18 protein-coding genes are annotated in these 22428 nt (G+C 71.1%); 10 read left to right on the forward strand and 8 right to left on the reverse strand.

Features of this window, described 5'->3' with window-relative positions; genetic code table 11:
• Window positions 1–62: 62 nt before the first annotated feature.
• On the forward strand, window positions 63–1088 hold the full coding sequence (locus AAFN69_RS09080; protein ID WP_347727832.1) for a threonine/serine dehydratase: 1026 nt from the start codon (window positions 63–65) through the stop codon (window positions 1086–1088).
• Window positions 1089–1178: 90 nt separating this feature from the next.
• Here the strand turns inward: AAFN69_RS09080 and AAFN69_RS09085 are convergent, their stop codons facing one another.
• The 5 genes from AAFN69_RS09085 to AAFN69_RS09105 form a co-directional block, all read right to left on the reverse strand.
• Window positions 1179–1670, reverse strand: a complete 492-nt coding sequence (locus tag AAFN69_RS09085) for a peptidylprolyl isomerase (protein ID WP_347727833.1) — start codon at window positions 1668–1670, stop codon at window positions 1179–1181.
• Between the two features lie 265 nt (window positions 1671–1935).
• Window positions 1936–2715, reverse strand: a complete 780-nt coding sequence (locus AAFN69_RS09090; RefSeq protein WP_347727834.1) for a phosphatase — start codon at window positions 2713–2715, stop codon at window positions 1936–1938.
• A gap of 309 nt (window positions 2716–3024) precedes the next feature.
• A complete protein-coding gene (locus tag AAFN69_RS09095) occupies window positions 3025–3675 on the reverse strand; it encodes an ATP-binding cassette domain-containing protein (protein ID WP_347727835.1) in 651 nt (216 codons plus the stop codon).
• 40 nt (window positions 3676–3715) lie between these two features.
• On the reverse strand, window positions 3716–5818 hold the full coding sequence (locus tag AAFN69_RS09100) for a hypothetical protein (RefSeq protein ID WP_347727836.1): 2103 nt from the start codon (window positions 5816–5818) through the stop codon (window positions 3716–3718).
• A gap of 180 nt (window positions 5819–5998) precedes the next feature.
• A complete protein-coding gene (locus AAFN69_RS09105; RefSeq protein WP_347727837.1) occupies window positions 5999–6289 on the reverse strand; it encodes a lactococcin 972 family bacteriocin in 291 nt (96 codons plus the stop codon).
• Window positions 6290–6877: 588 nt separating this feature from the next.
• Between AAFN69_RS09105 and AAFN69_RS09110 the strand changes: the two genes are divergently transcribed.
• A complete protein-coding gene (locus tag AAFN69_RS09110) occupies window positions 6878–8293 on the forward strand; it encodes a glycosyltransferase family 39 protein (RefSeq protein WP_347728095.1) in 1416 nt (471 codons plus the stop codon).
• 82 nt (window positions 8294–8375) lie between these two features.
• Here the strand turns inward: AAFN69_RS09110 and AAFN69_RS09115 are convergent, their stop codons facing one another.
• The gene (locus AAFN69_RS09115; protein ID WP_347727838.1) at window positions 8376–8987 is read right to left on the reverse strand and encodes a TetR/AcrR family transcriptional regulator; all 612 of its coding nucleotides are present in this window, start codon (window positions 8985–8987) and stop codon (window positions 8376–8378) included.
• An 81-nt stretch (window positions 8988–9068) separates the two neighbouring features.
• On the opposite strand from AAFN69_RS09115, the gene AAFN69_RS09120 reads away from it, so the two are divergent.
• The 5 genes from AAFN69_RS09120 (at window position 9069) to AAFN69_RS09140 (ending at window position 15697) form a co-directional block, all read left to right on the forward strand.
• Window positions 9069–10682: a carboxyl transferase domain-containing protein gene (locus AAFN69_RS09120; RefSeq protein ID WP_347727839.1), complete on the forward strand. Its 1614-nt coding sequence runs from the start codon at window positions 9069–9071 to the stop codon at window positions 10680–10682.
• A 49-nt stretch (window positions 10683–10731) separates the two neighbouring features.
• On the forward strand, window positions 10732–12675 hold the full coding sequence (locus AAFN69_RS09125; RefSeq protein ID WP_347727840.1) for a biotin carboxylase N-terminal domain-containing protein: 1944 nt from the start codon (window positions 10732–10734) through the stop codon (window positions 12673–12675).
• A complete protein-coding gene (locus AAFN69_RS09130; RefSeq protein WP_347727841.1) occupies window positions 12668–13636 on the forward strand; it encodes a hydroxymethylglutaryl-CoA lyase in 969 nt (322 codons plus the stop codon). Before AAFN69_RS09125 ends, AAFN69_RS09130 begins: the two co-directional genes overlap by 8 nt.
• Before the next feature lie 6 nt (window positions 13637–13642).
• A complete protein-coding gene (locus AAFN69_RS09135; protein ID WP_347727842.1) occupies window positions 13643–14809 on the forward strand; it encodes an acyl-CoA dehydrogenase family protein in 1167 nt (388 codons plus the stop codon).
• A gap of 315 nt (window positions 14810–15124) precedes the next feature.
• Window positions 15125–15697, forward strand: coding sequence for a GNAT family N-acetyltransferase (locus tag AAFN69_RS09140; protein WP_347727843.1), 573 nt, complete (start codon window positions 15125–15127; stop codon window positions 15695–15697).
• A gap of 723 nt (window positions 15698–16420) precedes the next feature.
• On the opposite strand, the gene AAFN69_RS09145 is transcribed toward AAFN69_RS09140, so the two are convergent.
• Both AAFN69_RS09145 and AAFN69_RS09150 read right to left on the reverse strand, forming a co-directional pair.
• Complete coding sequence (locus tag AAFN69_RS09145) at window positions 16421–17455, reverse strand: DeoR/GlpR family DNA-binding transcription regulator (RefSeq protein ID WP_347727844.1); 1035 nt, start codon at window positions 17453–17455, stop codon at window positions 16421–16423.
• 175 nt (window positions 17456–17630) lie between these two features.
• Window positions 17631–19070 carry an NAD(P)H-quinone dehydrogenase gene (locus tag AAFN69_RS09150; protein WP_347727845.1) on the reverse strand — a complete coding sequence of 480 codons (1440 nt, stop codon included), beginning with the start codon at window positions 19068–19070 and terminating at the stop codon, window positions 17631–17633.
• 212 nt (window positions 19071–19282) lie between these two features.
• Between AAFN69_RS09150 and AAFN69_RS09155 the strand changes: the two genes are divergently transcribed.
• From AAFN69_RS09155 to AAFN69_RS09165, 3 genes are all read left to right on the forward strand, one after another.
• Window positions 19283–19720, forward strand: coding sequence for a gamma-glutamylcyclotransferase (locus tag AAFN69_RS09155; RefSeq protein WP_258785081.1), 438 nt, complete (start codon window positions 19283–19285; stop codon window positions 19718–19720).
• Between the two features lie 123 nt (window positions 19721–19843).
• The gene (locus tag AAFN69_RS09160) at window positions 19844–20662 is read left to right on the forward strand and encodes a purine-nucleoside phosphorylase (protein WP_347728096.1); all 819 of its coding nucleotides are present in this window, start codon (window positions 19844–19846) and stop codon (window positions 20660–20662) included.
• A gap of 96 nt (window positions 20663–20758) precedes the next feature.
• On the forward strand, window positions 20759–22423 hold the full coding sequence (locus tag AAFN69_RS09165; RefSeq protein WP_347727846.1) for a phospho-sugar mutase: 1665 nt from the start codon (window positions 20759–20761) through the stop codon (window positions 22421–22423).
• The last annotated feature ends 5 nt before the right edge of the window (window positions 22424–22428 follow it).

Here is a 22428-nt window from a genome sequence, read left to right on the forward strand (position 1 = left end):
CGGGAGCGTCCCGGCCGGCCGCCCGGCGGACCGGTGCCGAAGCGCTCAGCAAGGAGTCCGCCGTGCAGCCGCTCACTTATGGCGATGTGAAGGCCGCCGCCGAACGGATCGCCGGGCGGGTCCGGCCGGTCACCGTGACACCGGTCGACTCGGGAGCCATCCGGACCGGATACCGCGAGGGCTCCGGGGACCGCGAGCCGGAGCCGTCGGAGATCTGGCTGGCGCTGGAGCAGATGCAGCACACCGGGTCGTTCAAGGCGCGCGGCGCGCAGAACTTCCTCCGCGCGCACCGGGAGGCCGGGACGCTGCCCGACGCCGGTGTGACCATCGCGTCGGGGGGCAACGCGGGGCTGGCGTGCGCCTGGGCCGCGCGGTTGCAGGGAGTGACCGCGACCGTCTTTCTGCCCGAGACCGCGCCCGAGGTGAAGGTGGCCCGGCTGAGCGCGTACGGGGCGGAGGTGCGGCTGGTGGGGAGTGAGTACGCGGAGGCGCTGGCCGCCTGCGAGGAGTTCGCCGCGAGCAGTGGCGCGCTGGCGTCACACGCGTACGACCATCCGCTGATCGCGGCGGGCGCGGGCACCCTGCTGGAGGAGATCCGGCTGCGGATTCCCGGGCTCGACACGGTGGTGGTGGCGGTGGGCGGCGGCGGGCTCTTCGCCGGTGTGGAGGCGGCGGCCCGGCACCACGGAATCCGCACGGTCGCGGTGGAGCCGGAGAACAGCCGGGCGCTGAACGCGGCGATCGAGGCCGGCCGGCCGGTCGATGTGCCGGTGGACTCGGTGGCCGCCGATTCGCTGGGGGCCCGCCGGGTCACACTGATGGCGCTGTACGGGGCCCGGCAGGACGGTGTGCGGTCGGTGCTGGTCACGGACGCGGAGATCGTACGGGCGCGGCAGGCGCTGTGGGATCACCGGCGGCTCGCGGTCGAGCACGCGGCGGCCACTGCGCTGGCGGCGGTCACCGCCGACGGTGATCCGGAGGCGGGCCGGGCGTACCGGCCCGGCGAGGGGGAGAAGGTCGCCATCGTGCTCTGCGGGGCCAACACCGACCCGGGCTCGCTGATCGCGCGGCCCGGCGACGGGGGCTGAGCGGCGGAAGGCGGGACGGGCCCGTCCGGGGTCCACACGGTGCCGCTTCGGCACAGTGCGGGCCCCGGACGAGCCTGAGGCCGGACCGGACTAGACCGTTCCGGACTTCGCGATGAGGATCTTCGCGCTGGGGGTGCCCGCACGGCTGCCCAGGGACTCGATCTTCTTGACCAGGTCCTGGCCCGTGACGACCTCACCGAAGACGACATGGGCGCCGTCCAGCCAGGACGTCACGACCGTGGTGACGAAGAACTGCGAGCCATTGGTGTTCTTGCCCGCGTTGGCCATGCTCAGCAGGAACGGCCGGTCGTGCTTCAGGTTGAAGTTCTCGTCGGGGAAACGGTCACCGTAGATGCTCTTGCCGCCGGTGCCGTTGTGACGGGTGAAGTCGCCGCCCTGGAGCATGAACTCGGGGATGACGCGGTGGAAGCCGGAGCCCTCGTAGCCGTAGCCGTTCTCGCCGGTGGCCAGCTCGCGGAAGTTGCGGGCGGTCTTCGGGACGACGTCGTCGAAGAGCTTGAATTCGATCCTTCCGGCGTCCTCGCCGTCGATGGTGATGTCGAAGTAGACGTTCTCGCTCATCCTGCTCTTCCTCTCGTGTCGGACGACCGGCCGCCGCCGTCACGGTGAGGCGGCTCCGCCGTCGCCCGGAGTCCTCTTAGGGCGCCGCAGATCATAGGCGGTCCGCACCGGATGACCCGCATCGCGCCACGTGGGCGGGGGTCCGGGCGGATCGGCGCGGGAGCCGCACCGGGTGGAAAATTGCCCGGATTGCACCATTAGAACAGGCGCCGCGCCGGCCGGGGATCCCGGGTGCGGATCCGGCCCGGACCCATCCGCCGGAGGGTCAGCCCAGACCCGCCGCGTCCAGCAGGAACTCCGTCATCGGCCCGTAGAACCGGGGGTCCGTGACATGGTCGTCCAGCGGTACGGTCACCTGGAGGGTGCCCTCGGCCTCCCCGATGAAAAGGGCCGGGTCATTGGAGTCCGCGTATCCGACGGCGTCCAGACCCCGCCCGCCCGCACAGCCCGCCCAGCCGTGGTCGGCGACGACCAGATCGGGCTGCGGCCTCCCGTCCCGCTCCAGGCCGTCCAGGATCGCGGCCATCGGGGCCGGGGAGTGGGTGTGCCACAGGGTCGCGCCCCGCTCCAGCACCGCCACACCGCCGAACTGGAAGACGGATGCCTCGTCGGCGATCAGCCCGCCCGGGATGTCGACGATCTCGCACCCGGCCGCCGCCAGGGCCTCGCCCGTGCGCCGGTGGACATCGAGCAGGCCGCCGGGGTGCCCGGTGGCGATCAGTACGCTCTGCCGGCCCTCCGCGGCCTTACGGAGCCGGGCGGCCAGCCGCTCCAGGGCGGCAACGGTCAGTTCGGGATCGATGGTGTCCTGGCCGGAACGGTGCCGGGGGTCGTCGCTCACCCCGCACCGCTCGGCCATCACCGCCAGCACGTCCTGCTCATCGGTCCACCGGTCGCCCAGTTCGAGGCCCAGCCAGTAGTGGCGGTCGCCATTGGCGAGTTTGCGGTAGTGGGAGAGGTTGTTCTCGCGGGGTGTGGCGACATTCCCGGCGATACGGGTGCGGCGGAGGTGCTCGATGAGTTCTGCACGGCTGGGTATCGGCATGATTCCCATTCTGCCGCCGCCGGGTGAAGTGTGCGGGATCCCGCCGGAACCGACGCCCCGGAGACCCTCGCGCCCCCTCGGGACTCCCGCCGGAATGATCTCCGAGGCGGTTCGCCCGCCCCGGGAGCGTGGAGCGGGGTTCGGGGGGCGGCCGGGCGCCGGGCCGAGAGGAACCGGGGCATTGCCCGGGCCGCGCTCCTCGCGTCCCGGAGTCGCGGTGCCGCCGTACGCCGGGGCGAGTCGGGGCGCCCGTTCAGCCGTCCCACGGGCCACTGAAGGCATCCCGACTCGACCGCCTGTTTGTCCGGCTCACCGGGCCGCGAGCGGCGCTCCCACGGCAAACACGTTGTCACAGGCGTCACGGACGGTGTCGTTGTGTGTGGCGATCACCACCGCACACCCGGCTTGACTCATCTCCCGCAGGGAGTCCAGAACCATGCCGGTGTTGTCATGGTCCAGAGCGGCGGTCGGTTCGTCCGCGAGGACGAGTGCCGGCTGCTGGACGATGAGACGGGCGAGAGCCACACGCTGTTGCTCGCCGCCACTGAGGCGGTGGACCGTCTCCTTGTGCCGGCCGGCCAGTCCGACACGCTCCAGTGCTTCCGCGAGGGACGGGCCGGCCTTGTCCCGCGGCGCACGACGCGGCTTCACCGCAACTTCCAAGTTCTCCTCGACCGTGGCGTTCTCGATGAGGGCGTACCCCTGGAAGAGGTAGCCGAGAACGTCCCTGCGGAACAGGCGGGCCTCACGCCTGCCAAAACGGGTGATGTCATTCCCTTCGTGGCGAATAGCCCCCGAATTCGGTCTGTCGAGAAGCCCCAGGCAGTTCAGGAGGGTCGACTTTCCGGAGCCGCTCGGACCAATGAGGGCAAGCATTTCGCCACGACTGACCGTCAGGCTGACATCACGCCAGAGCATGCGCTTGCCGAAACCCTTCGACAGTCCCTCAATGTCAATCACAATTGCACTCCGGATGATGGGGGTTGTTTCGGTTCTGACGTCATGCCTCGGATGCGCCTTCCTTCACGATCCGGCGGTGGAAAGCCGACAGCGCAAGAAGGACAACGGCGAGTTCGACCACGGCAAGGCCGGCGATGACACTCAGATCTGCCAGTTCGACGCGCAACGGAGGGAAGGGAGCCGGCAGACCTGCTGCGGTGAATTCTGCAATCTCCCGGTTCTTCTGCCACACCTCGATGGGAATCCGTACCGCGAAGACGATCGCGATTGCCGTCTCCACCGCGAGAATGAAGCGATGGGATGCGGTGAACGTCCAGCCACTGATGTGCCGCACGAAGATGGCTTGGGCGTTCTTCCTCGTGTAGATGATGCAGATGCCGACCCCCGCGACCAGGAGCACCGCCACCGCGAGGGCCAGGTTGAACATCTGCAGCCGGAAGTCACCCACAGCGTCGTTCAGCTCCGCCGCGATCCGCTGCCCGACCGGGGAGACGGACGACACGTGGTCCCGCAGGCCTTCCGACGCGATGGCGTTCAGGACGTCATCGGGGTCGGAGAAGATGACGCCTTCCTGCGTTGCGAAGGTGGCGTAGGCGTCATTGGTGAGGAAGTCGGATCCGTTCGGGACCACGACCACGATCGGATCGCGCATCAGCGATCTGTCCTCGTCGGCAGGGTGTGTCGAGCTGTAGACCAGGGCACCTGTGTTGTACCCGAAGAGCTGCTGCCCGTTCTTCGCGCCGAGCGTCTCGATGGGGATGTTCCGGCTGCTCCCCGGGTCGAGCTTCCTGGACACCGCTTTGGTGATCGCTTCCGTGTGCGGGGCGTGGGACGCGGGAATGATCACCCGCACGGGGCGGGGCTGTGAGGCTCTCGTGCCATCCGCCGCAGGGAGGTACCGCCGGCCCTCTTGGTCGAGAACCGTCTGCTTCCGGACGTAGGTCTCGTTGACGATGAGGATCTCACCCGGCGGCAGGTTCGCATCCGGTGCCGTCATCCGGAGATCCCCTCGGCCGGCTACGACGATCTCGCCTCTCGCATCCGCCGCGCGGAGCCACGGCCCGACCTTTTGGTCCAATTCGTCGAGCCGGGTGGCGAACGCACCGCTGAGACGAATCGAGACGGCGTCTCCCACGCTTCGGTAGACGTCGCGGTTCTCCTGCCGTCTCAACAGGTCCTGGCCGGCCGTGGCGACGCTCAGCGCAATACTCAGAGCCAGGAGGAGAGCCGGCAGGCGCACTGCGTAAAGGCTGATGGTCGCCGCTCGTGAAGGCAGTTCGCCCTTCAGCGACGAAAGGATTCCGACCCGGAAGACGAGCGCGAGCACCGCGGCGTGGGAGCCGAGCACAAGGAGCGTCAGCAGGGCGGCGATTCCGAGGGCGAGCGAGCCGAAGAGGCCGAGCCCGGCCCAGCCGTTGTAGAGACCCAGAGCGCTGAGCGTCACCACCGCCACGCCACCGAAGCAGAGGACCCAGAAGCCCGCGGTCTGTTTCAGGTCGCGCTTCAGGATGTCCGTGTACGACATGCCCTGCAGACGCAGGACGGCGTATGTCTTCGCCCGGAGCAGCACACTCGCCCCGGTCAGCGTCACTACGGCGAGGGCCATGACGCCCAGCGACCAGAGCAGGGGATCGCCGGAGTAGTCGGTCGCCAGCGTCGCGTAGGACAGCGGGTGGGCCACATTCACGCGGAGCCCGAGCCCGCCGAACTCGCGGACGAGGGCGTCGACGGATTCCTGCGTCCCGAAGACGTGGTAGGCACCGCGGGGATCGAGGTGCTCGATCTCGGACAGGGGGTGGACACGGGTCTCGACGTTCCGGCTGAAGGACGGGTAGCCCTCCTTCAGCCACGCCGCCGTCGCCGAACCGCGGTCTCCCGTGGCGAGGTACAGATGCCGGAGACCCTCCGGGTTCCTCAGATCCGGAACCTCGCGGGCCACTCCGGCACGTCTCTCGGCCGCGAAGGACTCGACGGCGTCCACGACGCGCGCGGAGCTCACCGAGCCATCGGCGTCGATCACGTCGACCAGGGCGACACTTCCCAGAACTCGGCTCTCGTCGAGTCCTCGCACAAAGAGGAAGGAAAGGAGGGCGGAGAAAGCCAGTACGACGACGTGAACGAACCTAATACCTCGCTGAAGCATTGCCCATCTTATTTCGGAGTTCCGGGTATTCCTGCATTTCAGGCGAAAAGGGCGCGGCATGACGGGGCTGCGGGTGCGCAGCATGGCCTCACACCCGCAGCCGCGTCGGGGCCGGAGTCTCTGTTCACTCGGCGAGATCTACCGGCGGCACGCTCTCACGATCTGTGCGTGCGGGTGGAATCAGCAGCTGGGGTCGTAGTACCAGCTGATGGAACCACCGTTCTTGCCGCCGGACGCCAGCGACCAGCTACCGGGCGAGGTGCAGCCACTTCGGAAGATGTTGGAGCCTATCTTCACCGAGGACGCGTGGTTGTTGTTCGCGTGGTAGTAGTTGGACCAGGCGCTGTTCGCACCCTGATCGTAGGTCCACCGGCCGCCGCCGACGTCCACCGTGATCGCCATCGCCGGAGCGGCCGCTCCCATAATCAGCGCCGCGGAGGCGAGCGTGGCCTTCAAAGCACTTCTCTTCATCATGAACGCTTCCCCTTTACGTGGTGACCAATTTGCCACGACGAGATCTTGGGCGACGACCCAATAGGCAGTCAACCTGTATTACGTGGTGATCAATTGACCAAGGCGGAGCCCGTACCGGCGACCCAACCACCGGTCAACCCCTCGATGGCGGCAAACCGGATCACCGCGAAATTTCCACCACGCAGCGACCTCATATTCAGCCACCCCGGCCCAACTCGACGAACCCGGCTGGAATCCGTCGACACATTCACGCCACAACTATCATTTTCGAGCCGGCTCGCATACATCGTGGCGTGAAACAGTCACCCCACGCCGAGCCCCGACCCATGCCCTCGATCATCCCCCACCGCAGCTGCCTGTTCGGGCATGAAAGCCGACGAGCCCGGGGTGTTCCGGAAACCCTCGGGAGGGCCGGCGTTTCCTTGTCGGTAAGATCACGACCGCGCTGCCGACGTGCCGTCATTCGGATTCACGCCGAGCATCACATTTTGCGAACGACTGCGTAGATTGTCCGGCGCCGGGGGGCGACTGATTTTGACAGGACTGACCGATCTCCGCTCTCTGCGTGGCATTGCAATTTGGCTTATTCCATTCTTGTGGACTGTTGCGCTTGGCCTGTGGGGGCTGTCGCGGGAGAACAGTGTCTGGCGGGACGAGGCCGCGACCTGGCAGGTAGCACTCCGGTCCACCGGCGATATCACGCACATGCTGGAGCATGTCGACGTCGTCCACGCCCTCTACTACCTGTTCATGCACGCGCTGTTCGAGTGCTTCGGCCCTTCGACCACCGTGTTGCGAATACCCTCCGTGCTGGCGGTCGCGGCGGGAGCGGCATGTGTCGCGGAAATCGGCCGGCGGCTCTCCGGGAATCCGGTGGGCCTGGGCGGAGGCATGGCGTTCGGCCTGTTTCCCTCGGTGCAGTTCCACCTTCAGGAGGGCCGTCCGTACGCCCTGGTGGCGGCGGGCGCCGGGCTCTCGACCCTGCTGCTCGTGGCGGTGCTGCGGGGCGGGCGCGACCGGTGGTGGCACTGGACCGCCTACGGTTGCACGGTCCTGGTGTGCGGCCTGCTGAACTGGCTCTCGCTGCTGATACTGCCCGCGCATCTGGCGACCCTGGCGTGGGCGCGGGTGGCGCGCGGGACGTGGGTTCGCTGGACCGCGGCATCCGCGGCGGCGACGGCGGGCGTCACACCGCTGATCCTCTTCAGCCGTTCCCAGTCCGGACAGGTGTCCTGGATCCCGCCACTGACCTGGCACATGATGATCGGGCCGGCCGTCCTGCTCGCCATCGCCGGCGCGGGGGCCCTGCTGGACCGGCCCCGGGCGGGACGGCTCTCGGCGGCCGCCGTCGGACTGCCCCTGCTCGCGGTCCCGCAGCTCTCTCTGGCCGGGCTCTCGCTCTTCAAGCCGCTCTTTCTCGATCGGTATGTGCTCTTCAGCCTGCTGGGCGCGGCTCTGATGATCGGTGTCCTGCTCGGCGCGCTGGCGGGAGCGGTGCGGCGGCGGTCGCGGAGCGCCGCGCGCTGGGTCGTTCCCGTCGCGGTCGTCGTCGCATCGGCCGTGCTCCTTCCGCAGGCACTCGTGAAGCGTTCGCCGCAGAGCCGGGTGGACGACGTCCTGGCCGCCGCGGCTCAGGTGGAGCGGCTGAAGAGGTCCGGGGACGCCGTGCTGTTCGTCCCGGCGGCCCGGCGCGACACCGGGCTGGTCTCCCCGCGCCCGTTCGCGGACCTGCGGGACATCGCGCTGAGGGAGACGCCGATACGTTCCGGGACGCTCAAAGGAGTGGAGTGGGATGCCGCGCGCATCCGGACCGAGATGCTCGCCCGGCAGCGCGTCATTCTTGTCACCGACGCCGAGGACGTGTCCGGGCCGCCGCGTTCGGCGCGGGACAGAGCCAAGATCTCCACACTTCGGAAGCACTTCCGGCCGGTGGCCGATGAGCAGATCCGCGGCAGAAGAGTGACGGTCTATGAGATACGCCTGCCCGGGCGGCCGTCGTGACCTCGGGCCTCCGTACCGCGCGGGTCAGCGCCTCCCGTCCGGGCCGGCCGGCGCCCCTGAGGTGACCGGACCGTCTCCGAGATCATTCGGCCGGCTGTTCCTGCTCCCCCAGCGCCGCGAAAGCCCCGTGCGCCAGCCGCCGCAGCAACGTTTCGGTCGCCGCGCGGCCCGGCAGCCCGTCCCCGTACGAACCGAGGTGCGGGGTGGAGTTCAGCAGGCCGAAGACGGCGTGGACCGCCGCCCGGGCCTCCGCCTCCGCCACCCGGGGATGGAGCTCGCGCACGGCCGCCACCCACAGCTCCGCGTACTTCCGCTGGAGCTGGCGGACCAGCTTGCGGTCGCTGTCCCGCAGCCGGTCCAGCTCCCGGTCGTGCAGGGTGATCAGCGGGCGGTCGTCCAGCGCGAAGTCGATATGGCCGTCGATCAGCGAGGCCAGCAGCGCGGGAGGGTTCCCGGCCGATTCCGACACCCGCAGCCGGCCGCCGTCCAGCAGCCGCTCGCTGATGCCCACCAAGAGCTCGGCGAGCATCGCGTCCTTGCCGGCGAAATGGCGGTAGAGGCCGGGGCCGCTGATGCCGACGGCCGCCCCTATCTCGTCGACCCCGACGCCGTGGAAGCCGCGCTCCGCGAAGAGTCGAGCGGCCTCCCTGAGGATCTGCTCGCGACGGGTGGGCGCATCGGTCCGGGTGCTCATGGATCCGATTCTAGACAATGCCGTTAGCGGTCGTTAACCTGAAGACATACGTTAACGCTCATTAACAGGAGTGGGGCGACGATGCAGGCACCCGTGCTGACCGGCGCGGCCGACCCCGCCTCGGCCGCCTGGCAGGCCAATGAGGCGGCACACCAGGAGCTCGCCGGCGTACTGCGCGCCAAGCTCGCCGAGGCGGCGCTGGGCGGCGGGGAGCGGGCCCGCGCCCGGCACACCGCCCGGGGGAAGCTGCTGCCGCGCACCCGCGTGGACACCCTGCTCGACCCCGGCTCCCCCTTCCTGGAGCTGGCACCGCTCGCCGCGCACGGAATGTACGACGGACAGGCCCCGGCCGCCGGAGTCATCGCCGGAATCGGCCGGGTCAGCGGCCGGGAGACCGTGATCGTCGCCAATGACGCCACCGTCAAGGGCGGCACCTACTACCCGATGACGGTCAAGAAGCATCTCCGCGCGCAGGAGATCGCCCTGGAGAACCGGCTCCCCTGTGTCTATCTGGTCGACTCCGGCGGCGCCTTCCTGCCGATGCAGGACGAGGTCTTCCCCGACCGCGACCACTTCGGGCGGATCTTCTACAACCAGGCCCGGCTCTCCGGGGCCGGGATTCCGCAGATCGCGGCCGTGCTCGGCTCCTGCACGGCCGGCGGCGCCTATGTCCCGGCGATGAGCGACGAGGCCGTGATCGTACGGAACCAGGGCACCATCTTCCTCGGCGGTCCGCCGCTGGTGAAGGCGGCGACCGGGGAGATCGTCACCGCCGAGGAGCTGGGCGGCGGCGAGGTCCACTCCCGGGTGTCCGGGGTCACCGACCATCTCGCCGAGGACGACGCGCACGCCCTGCGGATCGTGCGGAACATCGTCGCCACCCTCCCCGCGCGCGGCCCGCTCCCCTGGTCCGTGGAGGCTCCCGAGGAGCCGAAGGCCGATCCGGCCGGGCTGTACGGCGCGGTGCCGGTGGATTCCCGTACCCCCTACGACGTGCGCGAGGTGATCGCGCGGATCACCGACGGCTCGCGGTTCGCCGAGTTCAAGTCCGAGTTCGGGCAGACCCTGGTCACCGGCTTCGCCCGGATCCACGGCCATCCGGTCGGCATCGTGGCCAACAATGGCATCCTCTTCTCCGAATCCGCCCAGAAGGGCGCGCACTTCATCGAGCTCTGCGACCAGCGCGGCATCCCGCTCCTCTTCCTCCAGAACATCTCCGGCTTCATGGTCGGCCGGGATTACGAGGCCGGGGGCATCGCCAAGCACGGCGCGAAGATGGTCACCGCCGTGGCCTGTACCCGGGTCCCCAAGCTGACGGTGGTCATCGGCGGTTCGTACGGCGCGGGGAACTACTCGATGTGCGGACGTGCCTACAGCCCCCGCTTCCTGTGGATGTGGCCCAACGCCAAGATCTCCGTGATGGGCGGCGAGCAGGCCGCCTCCGTGCTCGCCACCGTCAAGCGCGATCAGTTCGAGGCGCGCGGCGAACAGTGGCCGGCCGATGCCGAGGAGGCGTTCAAGGCGCCGGTCCGGGAGCAGTACGAGCGGCAGGGCAGCGCCTACTACGCCACCGCCCGGCTCTGGGACGACGGGGTGATCGACCCGCTGGAGACCCGCCAGGTGCTGGGGCTCGCGCTGACCGCCTGCGCCAACGCCCCGCTGGGCGAACCCGGCTTCGGCGTCTTCCGGATGTGAGGGGCCGACCATGACGCATTCGACACGGCAGCAAGGAGCGCGGGGCGCGATGTTCGAGACCGTACTCGTGGCCAACCGGGGCGAGATCGCCGTCCGGGTGATCCGTACCCTGCGCGCCCTGGGGGTGCGCTCCGTGGCCGTCTTCTCCGACGCGGACGCCGGCGCCCGGCATGTCCGGGAGGCCGACACGGCGGTACGCATCGGGCCCGCACCGGCCGCCGAGTCCTATCTCTCGGCGGAGCGGCTGCTGGAAGCCGCCGCCGCGACCGGGGCGCGGGCGGTCCATCCCGGTTACGGCTTCCTCGCGGAGAACGCCTCCTTCGCCCGCGCGTGCGCGGACGCGGGGCTGGTCTTCATCGGGCCGCCGCCGGAGGCGATCTCCCTGATGGGCGACAAGATCCGGGCCAAGGAGACGGTCCGGGCGGCCGGGGTTCCGGTGGTGCCCGGGTCCACCGCCGCCGGGCTGACCGACGCCGAACTCGCCGCCGCCGCGCGGGAGATCGGGCTCCCGGTCCTCTTCAAGCCGTCGGCCGGCGGCGGCGGCAAGGGCATGCGGCTGACCAGGCTGGAATCGGAGCTGGCGGCGGACATCGCCTCCGCCCGGCGCGAGGCGCGCTCCTCCTTCGGCGACGACACCCTGCTGGTGGAGCGGTGGATCGACCGGCCCCGGCACATCGAGATCCAGATCCTGGCCGACGCGCACGGCCGGGTGGTGCATCTCGGGGAGCGCGAGTGCTCGCTCCAGCGGCGGCACCAGAAGGTCATCGAGGAGGCGCCGTCCGTCCTGCTGGACGAGCGGACCCGGGCCGCGATGGGCGAGGCGGCGGTGTCGGCGGCCCGCTCCTGCGGCTACACCGGCGCGGGGACGGTGGAGTTCATCGTCCCGGGCGACGACCCGGACGCGTACTTCTTCATGGAGATGAACACCCGCCTCCAGGTCGAACACCCCGTCACCGAGCTGGTCACCGGGCTCGATCTGGTGGAGTGGCAGCTGCGCACGGCGGCCGGCGAGCCGCTGCCGTGGGCCCAGGACGACATCACCCTCACCGGGCATGCGATCGAGGCCCGGATCTGCGCCGAGGACCCCGCACGCGGGTTCCTGCCCTCCGGCGGTACGGTGCTGGCGCTCTCCGAACCGCGGGGCGGCGGGATCCGCACGGACTCCGGGCTGAGCGAGGGCACCGAGGTCTCCAGCCGCTACGACCCGATGCTGTCGAAGGTCATCGCGCACGGCCCCGACCGGGCCACCGCGCTGCGGCTGCTGCGCACCGCCCTCGCCCGCACAGTGACCCTGGGCGTACCGACCAACGCGGGCTTTCTGCGGGCGCTGCTGGCCCACCCGGCGGTGGTCGCGGGCGAGCTGGACACCGGGCTGGTGGAGCGCGACGCGCGGGACCTCGTCCCGGACGGGGTGCCTGACGAGGTGTACGCGGCGGCGGCGGCCGTCCGGCTGGCCCGGCTGGCCCCCGCGCCGGGCCCCGGCTGGGTCGACCCCTTCTCCGTGCCCAGCGGCTGGCGGCTCGGCGGCACCCCCGCCCCACTCGCCTTCCCGCTGCGGGTGCCGGGCCAAGAGCCGGTGCTGCGGGCGGCACCCGCCGGGGCGCGGGTCACGGACACCGAGGTCACCGTGGTCTCCGGCACGGTCGCGCACACCTTCCGGTACGCGGCCGACTGGCTCGGCCGCGACGGCGACTCCTGGCAGGTCCGCGACCACGACCCGGTGGCCGCCTCGCTCACCGGCGCCGCGCACGCGGGGGCGGACACCCTGGCCGCGCCGATGCCGGGCACGGTCACCGTGGTCAAGGTGGCCGCCGGCGAGAAGGTGTCGGCGGGGCAGAGCCTGCTGGTGGTGGAGGCGATGAAGATGGAGCATGTGATCACCGCGCCGCACGCCGGGACGGTGAGCGAGCTGGACGTGGTGGCCGGATCCACGGTCGCGATGGATCAGATCCTCGCCGTGGTCACCCCGGAGGAGGTGGCCTCCGATGAGTGACGGGCTGCCGATGCGGGTACCGGCAGAGGGGCTGCCGGCCCGGGTCCGGATCCATGAGGTGGGTCCCCGCGACGGCCTCCAGAACGAGAAGACCACCGTCCCGACCGGGGTGAAGGCCGAATTCATCCGCCGGCTCGCCGGCGCCGGGCTGACCACCATCGAGGCGACCAGCTTCGTCCACCCGAAGTGGGTGCCGCAGCTCGCCGACGCGGAGAAGCTGTATCCGGCGCTCACCGGCATCGAGGGCGTGGCGCTGCCCGTCCTCGTACCGAACGAACGCGGGCTGGAGCGGGCCCTCGCCCTCGGCGCGCGCCGGATCGCGGTCTTCGGCTCGGCGACCGAGACCTTCGCCCGGCGGAATCTCAACCGGAGCGTCGCGGAGTCGCTGGCCATGTTCGCCCCCGTGGTGGACCGCGCGAAGAGGGAAGGGGTGCATGTCCGGGGCTATCTGTCGATGTGCTTCGGCGACCCCTGGGAGGGCGCGGTCCCGGTCGGACAGGTCGTGGACACCGCCCGCCGGCTGCGCGACCTCGGCTGCGACGAGCTCTCGCTCGGCGACACCATCGGCGTGGCCACCCCCGGCCATGTCCGCGCCCTGCTCACCGCCCTGAACACGACGGGCGTCCCCACCGCCGCGGTCGGGGTGCACTTCCACGACACCTACGGCCAGGCCCTGTCCAACACCTTCGCCGCGCTGGAGCACGGTGTCACCACCGTGGACGCCAGCGCGGGCGGCCTCGGCGGCTGCCCGTACGCCAGGAGCGCGACCGGGAATCTCGCCACCGAGGACCTGGTGTGGATGCTGCACGGCCTCGGCATCGAGACCGGGGTCGATCTCGGCCGGCTCACCGCCACCAGTGTGTGGCTGGCCGGACGGCTGGGGCGGCCCAGCCCCTCCCGTACGGTCCGCGCCCTCTCCCCCGCCGGCACCCCCGGCTCCGCCGACTCCCACAAGGAGTGACGCACCATGTCCCTGGACCACCGGCTCTCACCCGAGCACGAGGAACTGCGGCGCACCGTCGAGCGGTTCGCGCACGAGGTGATCGCGCCGAAGATCGGCGATCTCTACGAGCGCCATGAGTTCCCCTACGAGATCGTCGCCGAGATGGGCCGGATGGGTCTCTTCGGGCTGCCCTTCCCCGAGGAGTACGGCGGGATGGGCGGCGACTATCTCGCCCTGGGCATCGTCCTGGAGGAGCTGGCCCGGGTGGACTCCTCGGTGGCGATCACCCTGGAGGCCGGGGTGTCGCTCGGCGCGATGCCGATCTTCCGCTTCGGCACCGGGGAACAGAAGCGCACCTGGCTGCCGAAGCTGTGCTCCGGGGAGATGCTGGGCGCCTTCGGGCTGACCGAGCCGGAGGGCGGCTCGGACGCGGGCGGCACCAGGACCACGGCGGTACGGGACGAGGCGGCCGGCGAGTGGGTGATCAACGGCTCCAAGTGCTTCATCACCAACGCCGGCACGGACATCACCGGCCTGGTCACGGTCACCGCGGTGACCGGCCGCACCCCGGAGGGCAAACCCCTCATCTCCTCGATCATCGTCCCCTCCGGCACCCCCGGTTTCACGGTCGCGCCCGCCTACTCCAAGGTCGGCTGGAACGCCTCGGACACCCGTGAGCTCTCCTTCGACGAGGTCCGGGTGCCGCTCGCCAATCTGCTGGGCGAGGAGGGCCGGGGGTACGCGCAGTTCCTGCGCATCCTGGACGAGGGCCGGATCGCCATCTCGGCGCTGGCCACCGGTCTCGCCCAGGGCTGTGTGGACGAGTCGGTGAAGTACGCCGGGGAACGGCATGCCTTCGGGCGGCCCATCGGCGCCAACCAGGCCATCCAGTTCAAGATCGCGGACATGGAGATGCGGGCCCACATGGCCCGGGTCGGCTGGCGGGACGCGGCCTCCCGGCTGGTGCTGGGCGAACCGTTCAAGAAGGAGGCCGCCCTGGCGAAGCTGTACTCGTCGACGGTGGCGGTGGACAACGCCCGGGAGGCCACACAGATCCACGGCGGCTACGGCTTCATGAACGAATACCCGGTGGCGCGGATGTGGCGCGACTCCAAGATCCTGGAGATCGGGGAGGGGACGAGCGAGGTGCAGCGGATGCTGATCGCCCGTCATCTGGGGCTGCCGGACTGACGGTGCCGCCAGGGGGTGACATGAATGGTTAGGTTAGGCTAACCTTCCTTTCACGTTGATCGTCCGGCTCCCGGCCTCACCGGGGGCGAGCGCTCACCTCACCTCCGACCCGCAGGACAAGGACACCGCCATGCGCGCACAACCGCCCGGCCCCGGTACGGCGGCCGTACGCCGCGTCGCCGCACGGGGTGCGGGCGCGCTCACGCCGGCGGTTGAGGGGTCCGGCGTTCCGGTGCGGCCCGGGCCCGGGCGGGCGGGGCTCCGGCTGGTGGCCGGGGGCCGCGCGGGGCGCCCCGGCCGGCCCGGGTGCACCGCGTGAGCGCCGCTCCCGGTCTGCGCACCGGCTCCGTCCGCGCCGCCGAATTCACCCTCCGCCCGCTCGACCCCTTCACCGACTGCGAGCTGGTCCTCTCCTGGGTCACCCACCCCAAGTCCGTCTTCTGGATGATGCAGGACGCCCGCCTCCAGGACATCGAGCGCGAGTACATGGCCGTCGCCGCCCACCCCCACCAGGACGCCTTCATCGGCTCGGCGCGCGGGCGGCCCGGCTATCTGATGGAGCGCTACGACCCCCGCCATGTCTGCCTCGCGGGCCTGTACGACGCCCGGCCGGGCGACATCGGCATGCACCTCCTGGCCGCGCCGACCGACACCCCCGTACCGGGCTTCACCCGGGCCGCGCTCGCCTCGGCGCTGCGGGAGCTCTTCGCGGATCCGGCGGTGGAGCGGGTGGTGGTCGAGCCCGACATCCGCAACACCCGGGCGCATGCGCTGTTCGCGCACGCCGGGTTCGAGATCCTCGGCCTGATCGAGAAGCCGGAGAAGGACGCGTATCTGGGTGCGTGCACCCGGGAGTCCTTCGAACGGAGCGCCTCGGGCGCCCTCTGAGCCGGGCGGGCGCGCGTGAAACGGTCCCTCACGCGCGCCCGCCCTTACCCGTGGCGGAGTGTTGTGCGCCCTCTCCCCGGGTGCCGGTCCTCTCCCGGGCCTCCGCCCCGGCCCCAGCGCGGCTGCCTCCGGCGGGGCGGAGTGTTGTGCGCCCTCGCCCTGGGTGCGGGTCCCTTCCCGGGGCTCCGCCCCGGACCCGGCGCCTCAAACGCCGGCGAGGCTGAGTTTGCGCGCCCTCGCCCCGGGCGTCGCCCGATAAGCGGCCCCCCACCGCCCCCGGGCTTGTTCTCGTACGGGAGCGCCCGCCCAGAAGCACCCGCCCACTCTGACGCCCATCACCCACCCACCCACGGGTGACGTTCCGGACCCGGCTTCCTCACCGCAAATCCGCTTCATCGGGACGCACGGACGGGCAGAGCACTGTCATCACGCACTGGGCTTACTCGCGGAAAGGGGGACGCGCAGGAGCGGTACTGGGGCGTCAAGCGTGATTTGTGGCGCAAACCCGAGTGAACAGAACAAGACCGGGTGCGCGCGCCGTAAATCATGCAGCCCCAGTACCGAACCGGAGCGGCACCCAACCCGCACCAACAAGCACCCGGCCCGGAGAAACAGGCAACCCGCACACCCAAGAGCCCCGCCGGCGATTGAGGCGGCGCCACCCCCGCGCAAGGGCGACCAAACCAAGCCCCACCAGAGGCACCCGCCCCGGAAGAACCCCGGCTACCGGCGACGCAGATCCGCAACCCGCGCCGCCCGCTCCATCCCCCCCACCCCCGAAGACGGACCCGGCGCCGGAGACGGCGACGGCTCCACTCCCCCCGCCGCCCCCAGCCTCTGCGGCCCCGCCCCACCCCGCGTGCGGCGCTGCACGGGAAGGGGGACATCCCGGCGCGGCGGACGCCCCGGCACCGTGCCGGGCGGCGCGGGCGCGGCGGCCGGGGTGTCCGGGTCGCCCGGCGCCGAGGAGGACGGGCCCGTGCCCGCCACGCTGATCTGAACGCCCTGGTCGGCAAGGGCCTGCAACTCGGTCACGGCCCGCTCGTCATGCGCGGGGGGCTCGTCGGTCACGAGGCGGGTGATCACATCCGTGGGCACGGTCTGGAACATGGTGTCCGTGCCGATCTTGGTGTGGTCCGCGAGGACCACCACCTCCCCCGCGGCCTGCACCAGCGCGCGGTCCACGCTCGCGGAGAGCATGTTGGAGGTGGAGAGCCCGCGCTCGGCCGTGAGACCGCTGCCGGAGAGGAAGGCGCGGGAGACCCGCAGGCCCTGGAGGGACTGCTCCGCCCCGCTGCCCACCAGCGCGTAGTTGGATCCGCGCAGGGTGCCTCCGGTCATGACGACCTCGACCCGGTTGGCGTGGGCGAGGGCCTGGGCGACCAGCAGGGAGTTGGTGACGACGGTCAGGCCGGGGACCCGCGCGAGCCGGCGGGCCAGCTCCTGCGTGGTCGTGCCCGCCCCGACGACGATGGCCTCGCCTTCTTCGACCAAGCCGGCGGCGAGGTCGGCGATCGCCGTCTTCTCGGCTGTGGCGGACAGCGACTTCTGTGGGAAACCGGCCTCCCGGGTGAAGCCGCCCGGGAGTACCGCGCCACCGTGACGGCGGTCGAGGAGTCCTTCGGCCTCGAGCGCCCGCACGTCGCGCCGTACGGTCACTTCGGAGGTCTGGACGACACGGGCGAGCTCTCGGAGCGACACGGCTCCATTGGCACGCACCATTTCAAGGATCAACTGGCGACGTTCTGCAGCGAACACGAAACTGACAGTAACGTGAACGGCCGATAGTTTTCAGCAGTATGCGCCGAATAACAAGTAATGCGCTCACCAAGAGCGGTCAAGTGGTATGTGGGAGCCAGGAGTTGACCGGGGGCCGGCCTTGGCTCCCGGGGATGTTCACATTAATCCCCGGGAACACCCGGCCGGTCGGAAATCATCCCTCGCCGGCCGCCTTGCGGGTGTGCAGCTGCCGCGCCACCTCGGCGATCGACCCGGAGAGGGAGGGGTAGACGGTGAAGGCGTTGGCGATCTGCTCCACGGTCAGATTGTTGTCGACGGCGATCGAGATCGGGTGGATCAGCTCGCTCGCGCGGGGGGCGACGACACAGCCGCCGACGATGATCCCGGTGCCGGGACGGCAGAAGATCTTGACGAAGCCGTCGCGGATGCCCTGCATCTTCGCCCGCGGGTTGCGCAGCAGCGGCAGCTTGACGACCCGGGCGTCGATCTTGCCCGCGTCCACGTCCGCCTGGGTGTAGCCGACGGTCGCGATCTCGGGGTCGGTGAAGACGTTCGAGGAGACGGTCTTCAGATTGAGCGGGGTCACCGCGTCGCCGAGGAAGTGGTACATCGCGATCCGGCCCTGCATGGCCGCGACGGAGGCGAGCGCGAAGACGCCGGTGACGTCGCCGGCCGCGTAGACGCCGGGCGCGCTGGTGCGGGAGACCTTGTCCGTCCAGATGTGGCCGGAGTCCTTGACGCGTACGCCGGCCTCCTCCAGGCCCATGCCCGCGGAGTTCGGGATCGCGCCGACCGCCATCAGGCAGTGGGTGCCGGAGATGACCCGGCCGTCGGCGAGGGTGACCTCCACCCGGTCGCCGACCCGCTTGGCGGATTCGGCGCGGGAGCGGGCCATGACATTCATCCCCCGGCGGCGGAAGACGTCCTCCAGGACGGCCGCGGCGTCGGGGTCCTCGCCGGGCAGCACCCGGTCGCGGGAGGAGACGAGGGTGACCCGGGAGCCGAGTGCCTGGTAGGCGCCGGCGAACTCGGCACCGGTGACACCGGAGCCGACCACGATCAGCTCCTCGGGGAGCTCGTCGAGGTCGTAGACCTGGGTCCAGTTGAGGATCCGCTCGCCGTCGGGGAGGGCGTCGGGGATCTCCCGGGGGTGCCCGCCGGTGGCGATCAGCACGGCGTCGGCGGTGAGCCGCTCCTCGGTGCCGTCCGCGGCCCGGACGACGACCGTGCGGGAGCCGTCGAGGCCCTGCTGGCCCTCCAGCCGGCCGCGGCCCCGCAGCACGCGTGCGCCCGCCCGGGTGACGGAGGCGGTGATGTCGTGCGACTGGGCGAGCGCGAGGCGCTTCACCCGGCGGTTGACCTTGCCGAGGTCCACGCCGACCACACGGGCGCTCTGCTCTATGTGCGGGGTGTCGTCGGCGACGATGATGCCGAGTTCTTCGTACGAGGAGTCGAAGGTGGTCATCACCTCCGCCGTGGCGATCAGGGTCTTGGAGGGCACGCAGTCCGTCAGCACGGACGCGCCGCCGAGGCCGTCGCAGTCGACGACGGTCACCTCCGCGCCGAGTTGGGCGCCCACCAGGGCCGCCTCGTATCCGCCGGGTCCGCCGCCGATGATCACGATTCGGGTCACTGGGGTTACGCCTCGCGCTCTCGTTGCTGCCGGGTGGGGGTCCGCTGGGCTGGAGTACGTACCCCATTCTCCCGCACGCTTCAACTCGCCCGCCTCCGGGGCCCTCCATTCGGCCCCGGCGGGCCCCGGCGCTCCCCGCGGCGTCCCGGGAGGGCCCCGTATACACGTCGGGAAAAGGCGACCACCCGCACCCCTCCCGTACCCTCAATCCCATGTCGCTCTATGCCGCGTACGCCGGCAACCTCGACGCGCGGCTGATGACCCGCCGCGCTCCGCACTCCCCGCTGCGCGGCACGGGCTGGCTCAACGGCTGGCGGCTGACGTTCGGCGGGGAGCAGATGGGCTGGGAGGGCGCGCTGGCCACGATCGTGGAGGCGCCGCGCTCACAGGTCTTTGTCGCGCTCTATGACATCGCTCCGATGGACGAGGACTCGATGGACCGCTGGGAGGGTGTCGGACTGGACATCTACCGGCGGATGCGGGTCCGGGTGCACACCCTGGACGGCGAGGAGCCCGCCTGGGTGTATGTCCTGAACGGATACGAGGGCGGCCTGCCGTCGGCCCGCTATCTCGGCGAGATCGCGGACGCGGCGGATTCCGCGGGCGCGCCGCACGACTATGTGATGGAGCTGCGCAAGCGTCCCTGCTAGCGCCTTCCACAGAGGTCACCGGCCCTTTGTCGGAAACGACAAGACAACGATCCGAGGACCGTACGCCCTGGCATCTACGCGCGTAGGGAATCAGCGGCTACCCTCATTCGCGTGAACGCACATGTGAATCCGGACCCCGCCGGCGCTACCGCCGACCCCCACGACACGGCCGGCGCCGCTGCCGCGCGCCTGCGCGAGCTGACCGGTGCCGAGACGCACGATGTCGCCCTGGTGATGGGCTCCGGCTGGGCACCCGCCGCGGACGCGCTCGGTGCCCCCGAGGCCGAGTTCCCGGTCACGGAGCTCCCCGGCTTCCCGCCCCCCGCGGTCGAGGGCCACGGCGGCAAGATCCGCTCGTACCGCATCGGCGACAAGCGCGCCCTGGTCTTCCTCGGCCGTACGCACTTCTACGAGGGCCTCGGCGTCGCCTCGGTCGCGCACGGGGTGCGCACGGCGGTCGCCGCCGGCTGCAAGACCATCGTGCTGACCAACGGCTGCGGCGGCCTGCGCGAGGGCATGCGCCCCGGCCAGCCGGTCCTGATCAGCGACCACATCAATCTGACGGCGGCCTCGCCGATCGTGGGCGCGAACTTCGTGGACCTCACCGATCTGTACTCGCCCCGGCTCCGGGCGCTGTGCAAGGAGGTCGACTCCTCGCTGGAGGAGGGCGTCTACGTCCAGTTCCCCGGCCCGCACTACGAGACGCCCGCCGAGATCAACATGGTCCGGGTGCTCGGCGGCGACCTGGTCGGCATGTCCACCGTGCTGGAGGCCATCGCGGCCCGTGAGGCCGGTGCCGAGGTGCTGGGCATCTCGCTGGTCACCAATCTGGCGGCGGGCCTCTCCGGCGAGCCGCTCAACCACGAGGAGGTCCTCCAGGCCGGCCGCGACTCGGCGGCACGGATGGGCGATCTGCTGACGCGGGTGCTGGCCCGCCTCTGAGACACCGGTTCCCGTGCGGGCGCGCCGCATCCGCGCGGGAACCGCGGCGCCGCCTCCTCCCGGACGGAGAGGGCGGCGTCTCCCCCGGACGGACAGATGGACACGAGAGGCGGAGCGACCGTGCAGCAGGACGTCATCGCGCGGGCCCGGCAGTGGCTGGCGGAGGACCCGGACCCCGAGACCCGCGAGGAGCTGGCCGGGCTGATCGAGGCGGGCGACACCGGCGAGCTGACCGCCCGTTTCAGCGGCACCCTCCAGTTCGGCACCGCCGGGCTCCGCGGTGAGCTCGGCGCCGGTCCGATGCGGATGAACCGCTCCGTGGTGATCCGCGCGGCGGCCGGCCTCGCCGCGTACCTCACGGCGCGGGGCGAGCGGGGCGGCCTGGTCGTCATCGGCTACGACGCCCGGTACAAGTCCGCCGATTTCGCCCGTGACACCGCCGCGGTGATGGTCGCCGCCGGACTCCGCGCCGCCGTTCTGCCGCGCCCGCTCCCCACCCCCGTGCTGGCCTTCGCCATAAGGCGGCTCGGCGCGGTGGCCGGGGTGGAGGTGACCGCCAGCCACAATCCGCCGCGCGACAACGGCTACAAGGTCTACCTCGGCGACGGGTCCCAGATCGTGCCGCCCGCCGACACCGGGATCGCCGCCGAGATCGACGCGATCCGCAGCCTGCACGACGTGCCGCGCGCCGAATCGGGCTGGGAGATCCTCGGTGACGAGGTGCTGGACGCCTATCTGGAGCGCACCGACGCCGTCCTGACCCCGGGCTCCCCGCGCACCGCCCGGGTCGTCTACACCGCTCTGCACGGCGTCGGCAGGGACGTCCTGGTGGCCGCCTTCGCCCGGGCCGGCTTCCCCGACCCCGTACTCGTGGCGGAACAGGCCGAGCCCGACCCCGCCTTCCCGACCGTGGCCTTCCCCAACCCGGAGGAGCCGGGCGCGATGGATCTCTCCTTCGCGACCGCCCGCGCGGCACGCCCCGACATCGTGATCGCCAATGACCCCGACGCCGACCGGTGCGCGGTCGCGGTCCCGGACGGCGCCGACTGGCGGATGCTCCGCGGCGACGAGGTGGGCGCGCTGCTCGCCGCCCACCTGGTGCGCTCCGGCGCGCGGGGCGTCTTCGCCGAGTCGATCGTCTCCTCCTCCCTGCTGGGCCGGATCGCGGAGGCGGCCGGGGTCGGATACGAGGAGACCCTGACCGGCTTCAAGTGGATCGCCCGGGTCGAGGGTCTGCGGTACGGATACGAGGAGGCCCTCGGCTACTGCGTCGACCCGGACGGCGTCCGCGACAAGGACGGCATCACCGCCGCGCTGCTGATCACGGAGCTGGCCTCCGTCCTCAAGGAGCGGGGCCGCACGCTCACCGACCTCCTCGACGACCTCGCCGTGGAGCACGGTCTGCACGCCACGGACCAGCTCTCCGTCCGGGTGGAGGATCTGGGCGTCATCGCCGGCGCGATGAGCACCCTGCGCACCTCGCCCCCGGCGGCGCTCGCCGGACTGACCGTGACCGGTGCGGAGGATCTGGCCGAGGGCTCCGGGGCGCTGCCCCCCACGGACGGGCTCCGCTACCACCTCGACGGCGAGTTCCGGGCCCGGGTCATCGTCCGCCCCAGCGGCACCGAGCCCAAGCTGAAGTGCTATCTGGAGGTCGTGGTCCCCGTCTCGGGCACCGACGCGCTCCCGGCCGCCCGGGAACAGGCCGTGGCGGTCCTCGCCGCGCTGAAGACCGACTTCGCGGCGGCCGCCGGCATCTGACCGGC

Source organism: Streptomyces sp. CAU 1734 (assembly GCF_039888735.1).
GTDB lineage: Bacteria > Actinomycetota > Actinomycetes > Streptomycetales > Streptomycetaceae > Streptomyces.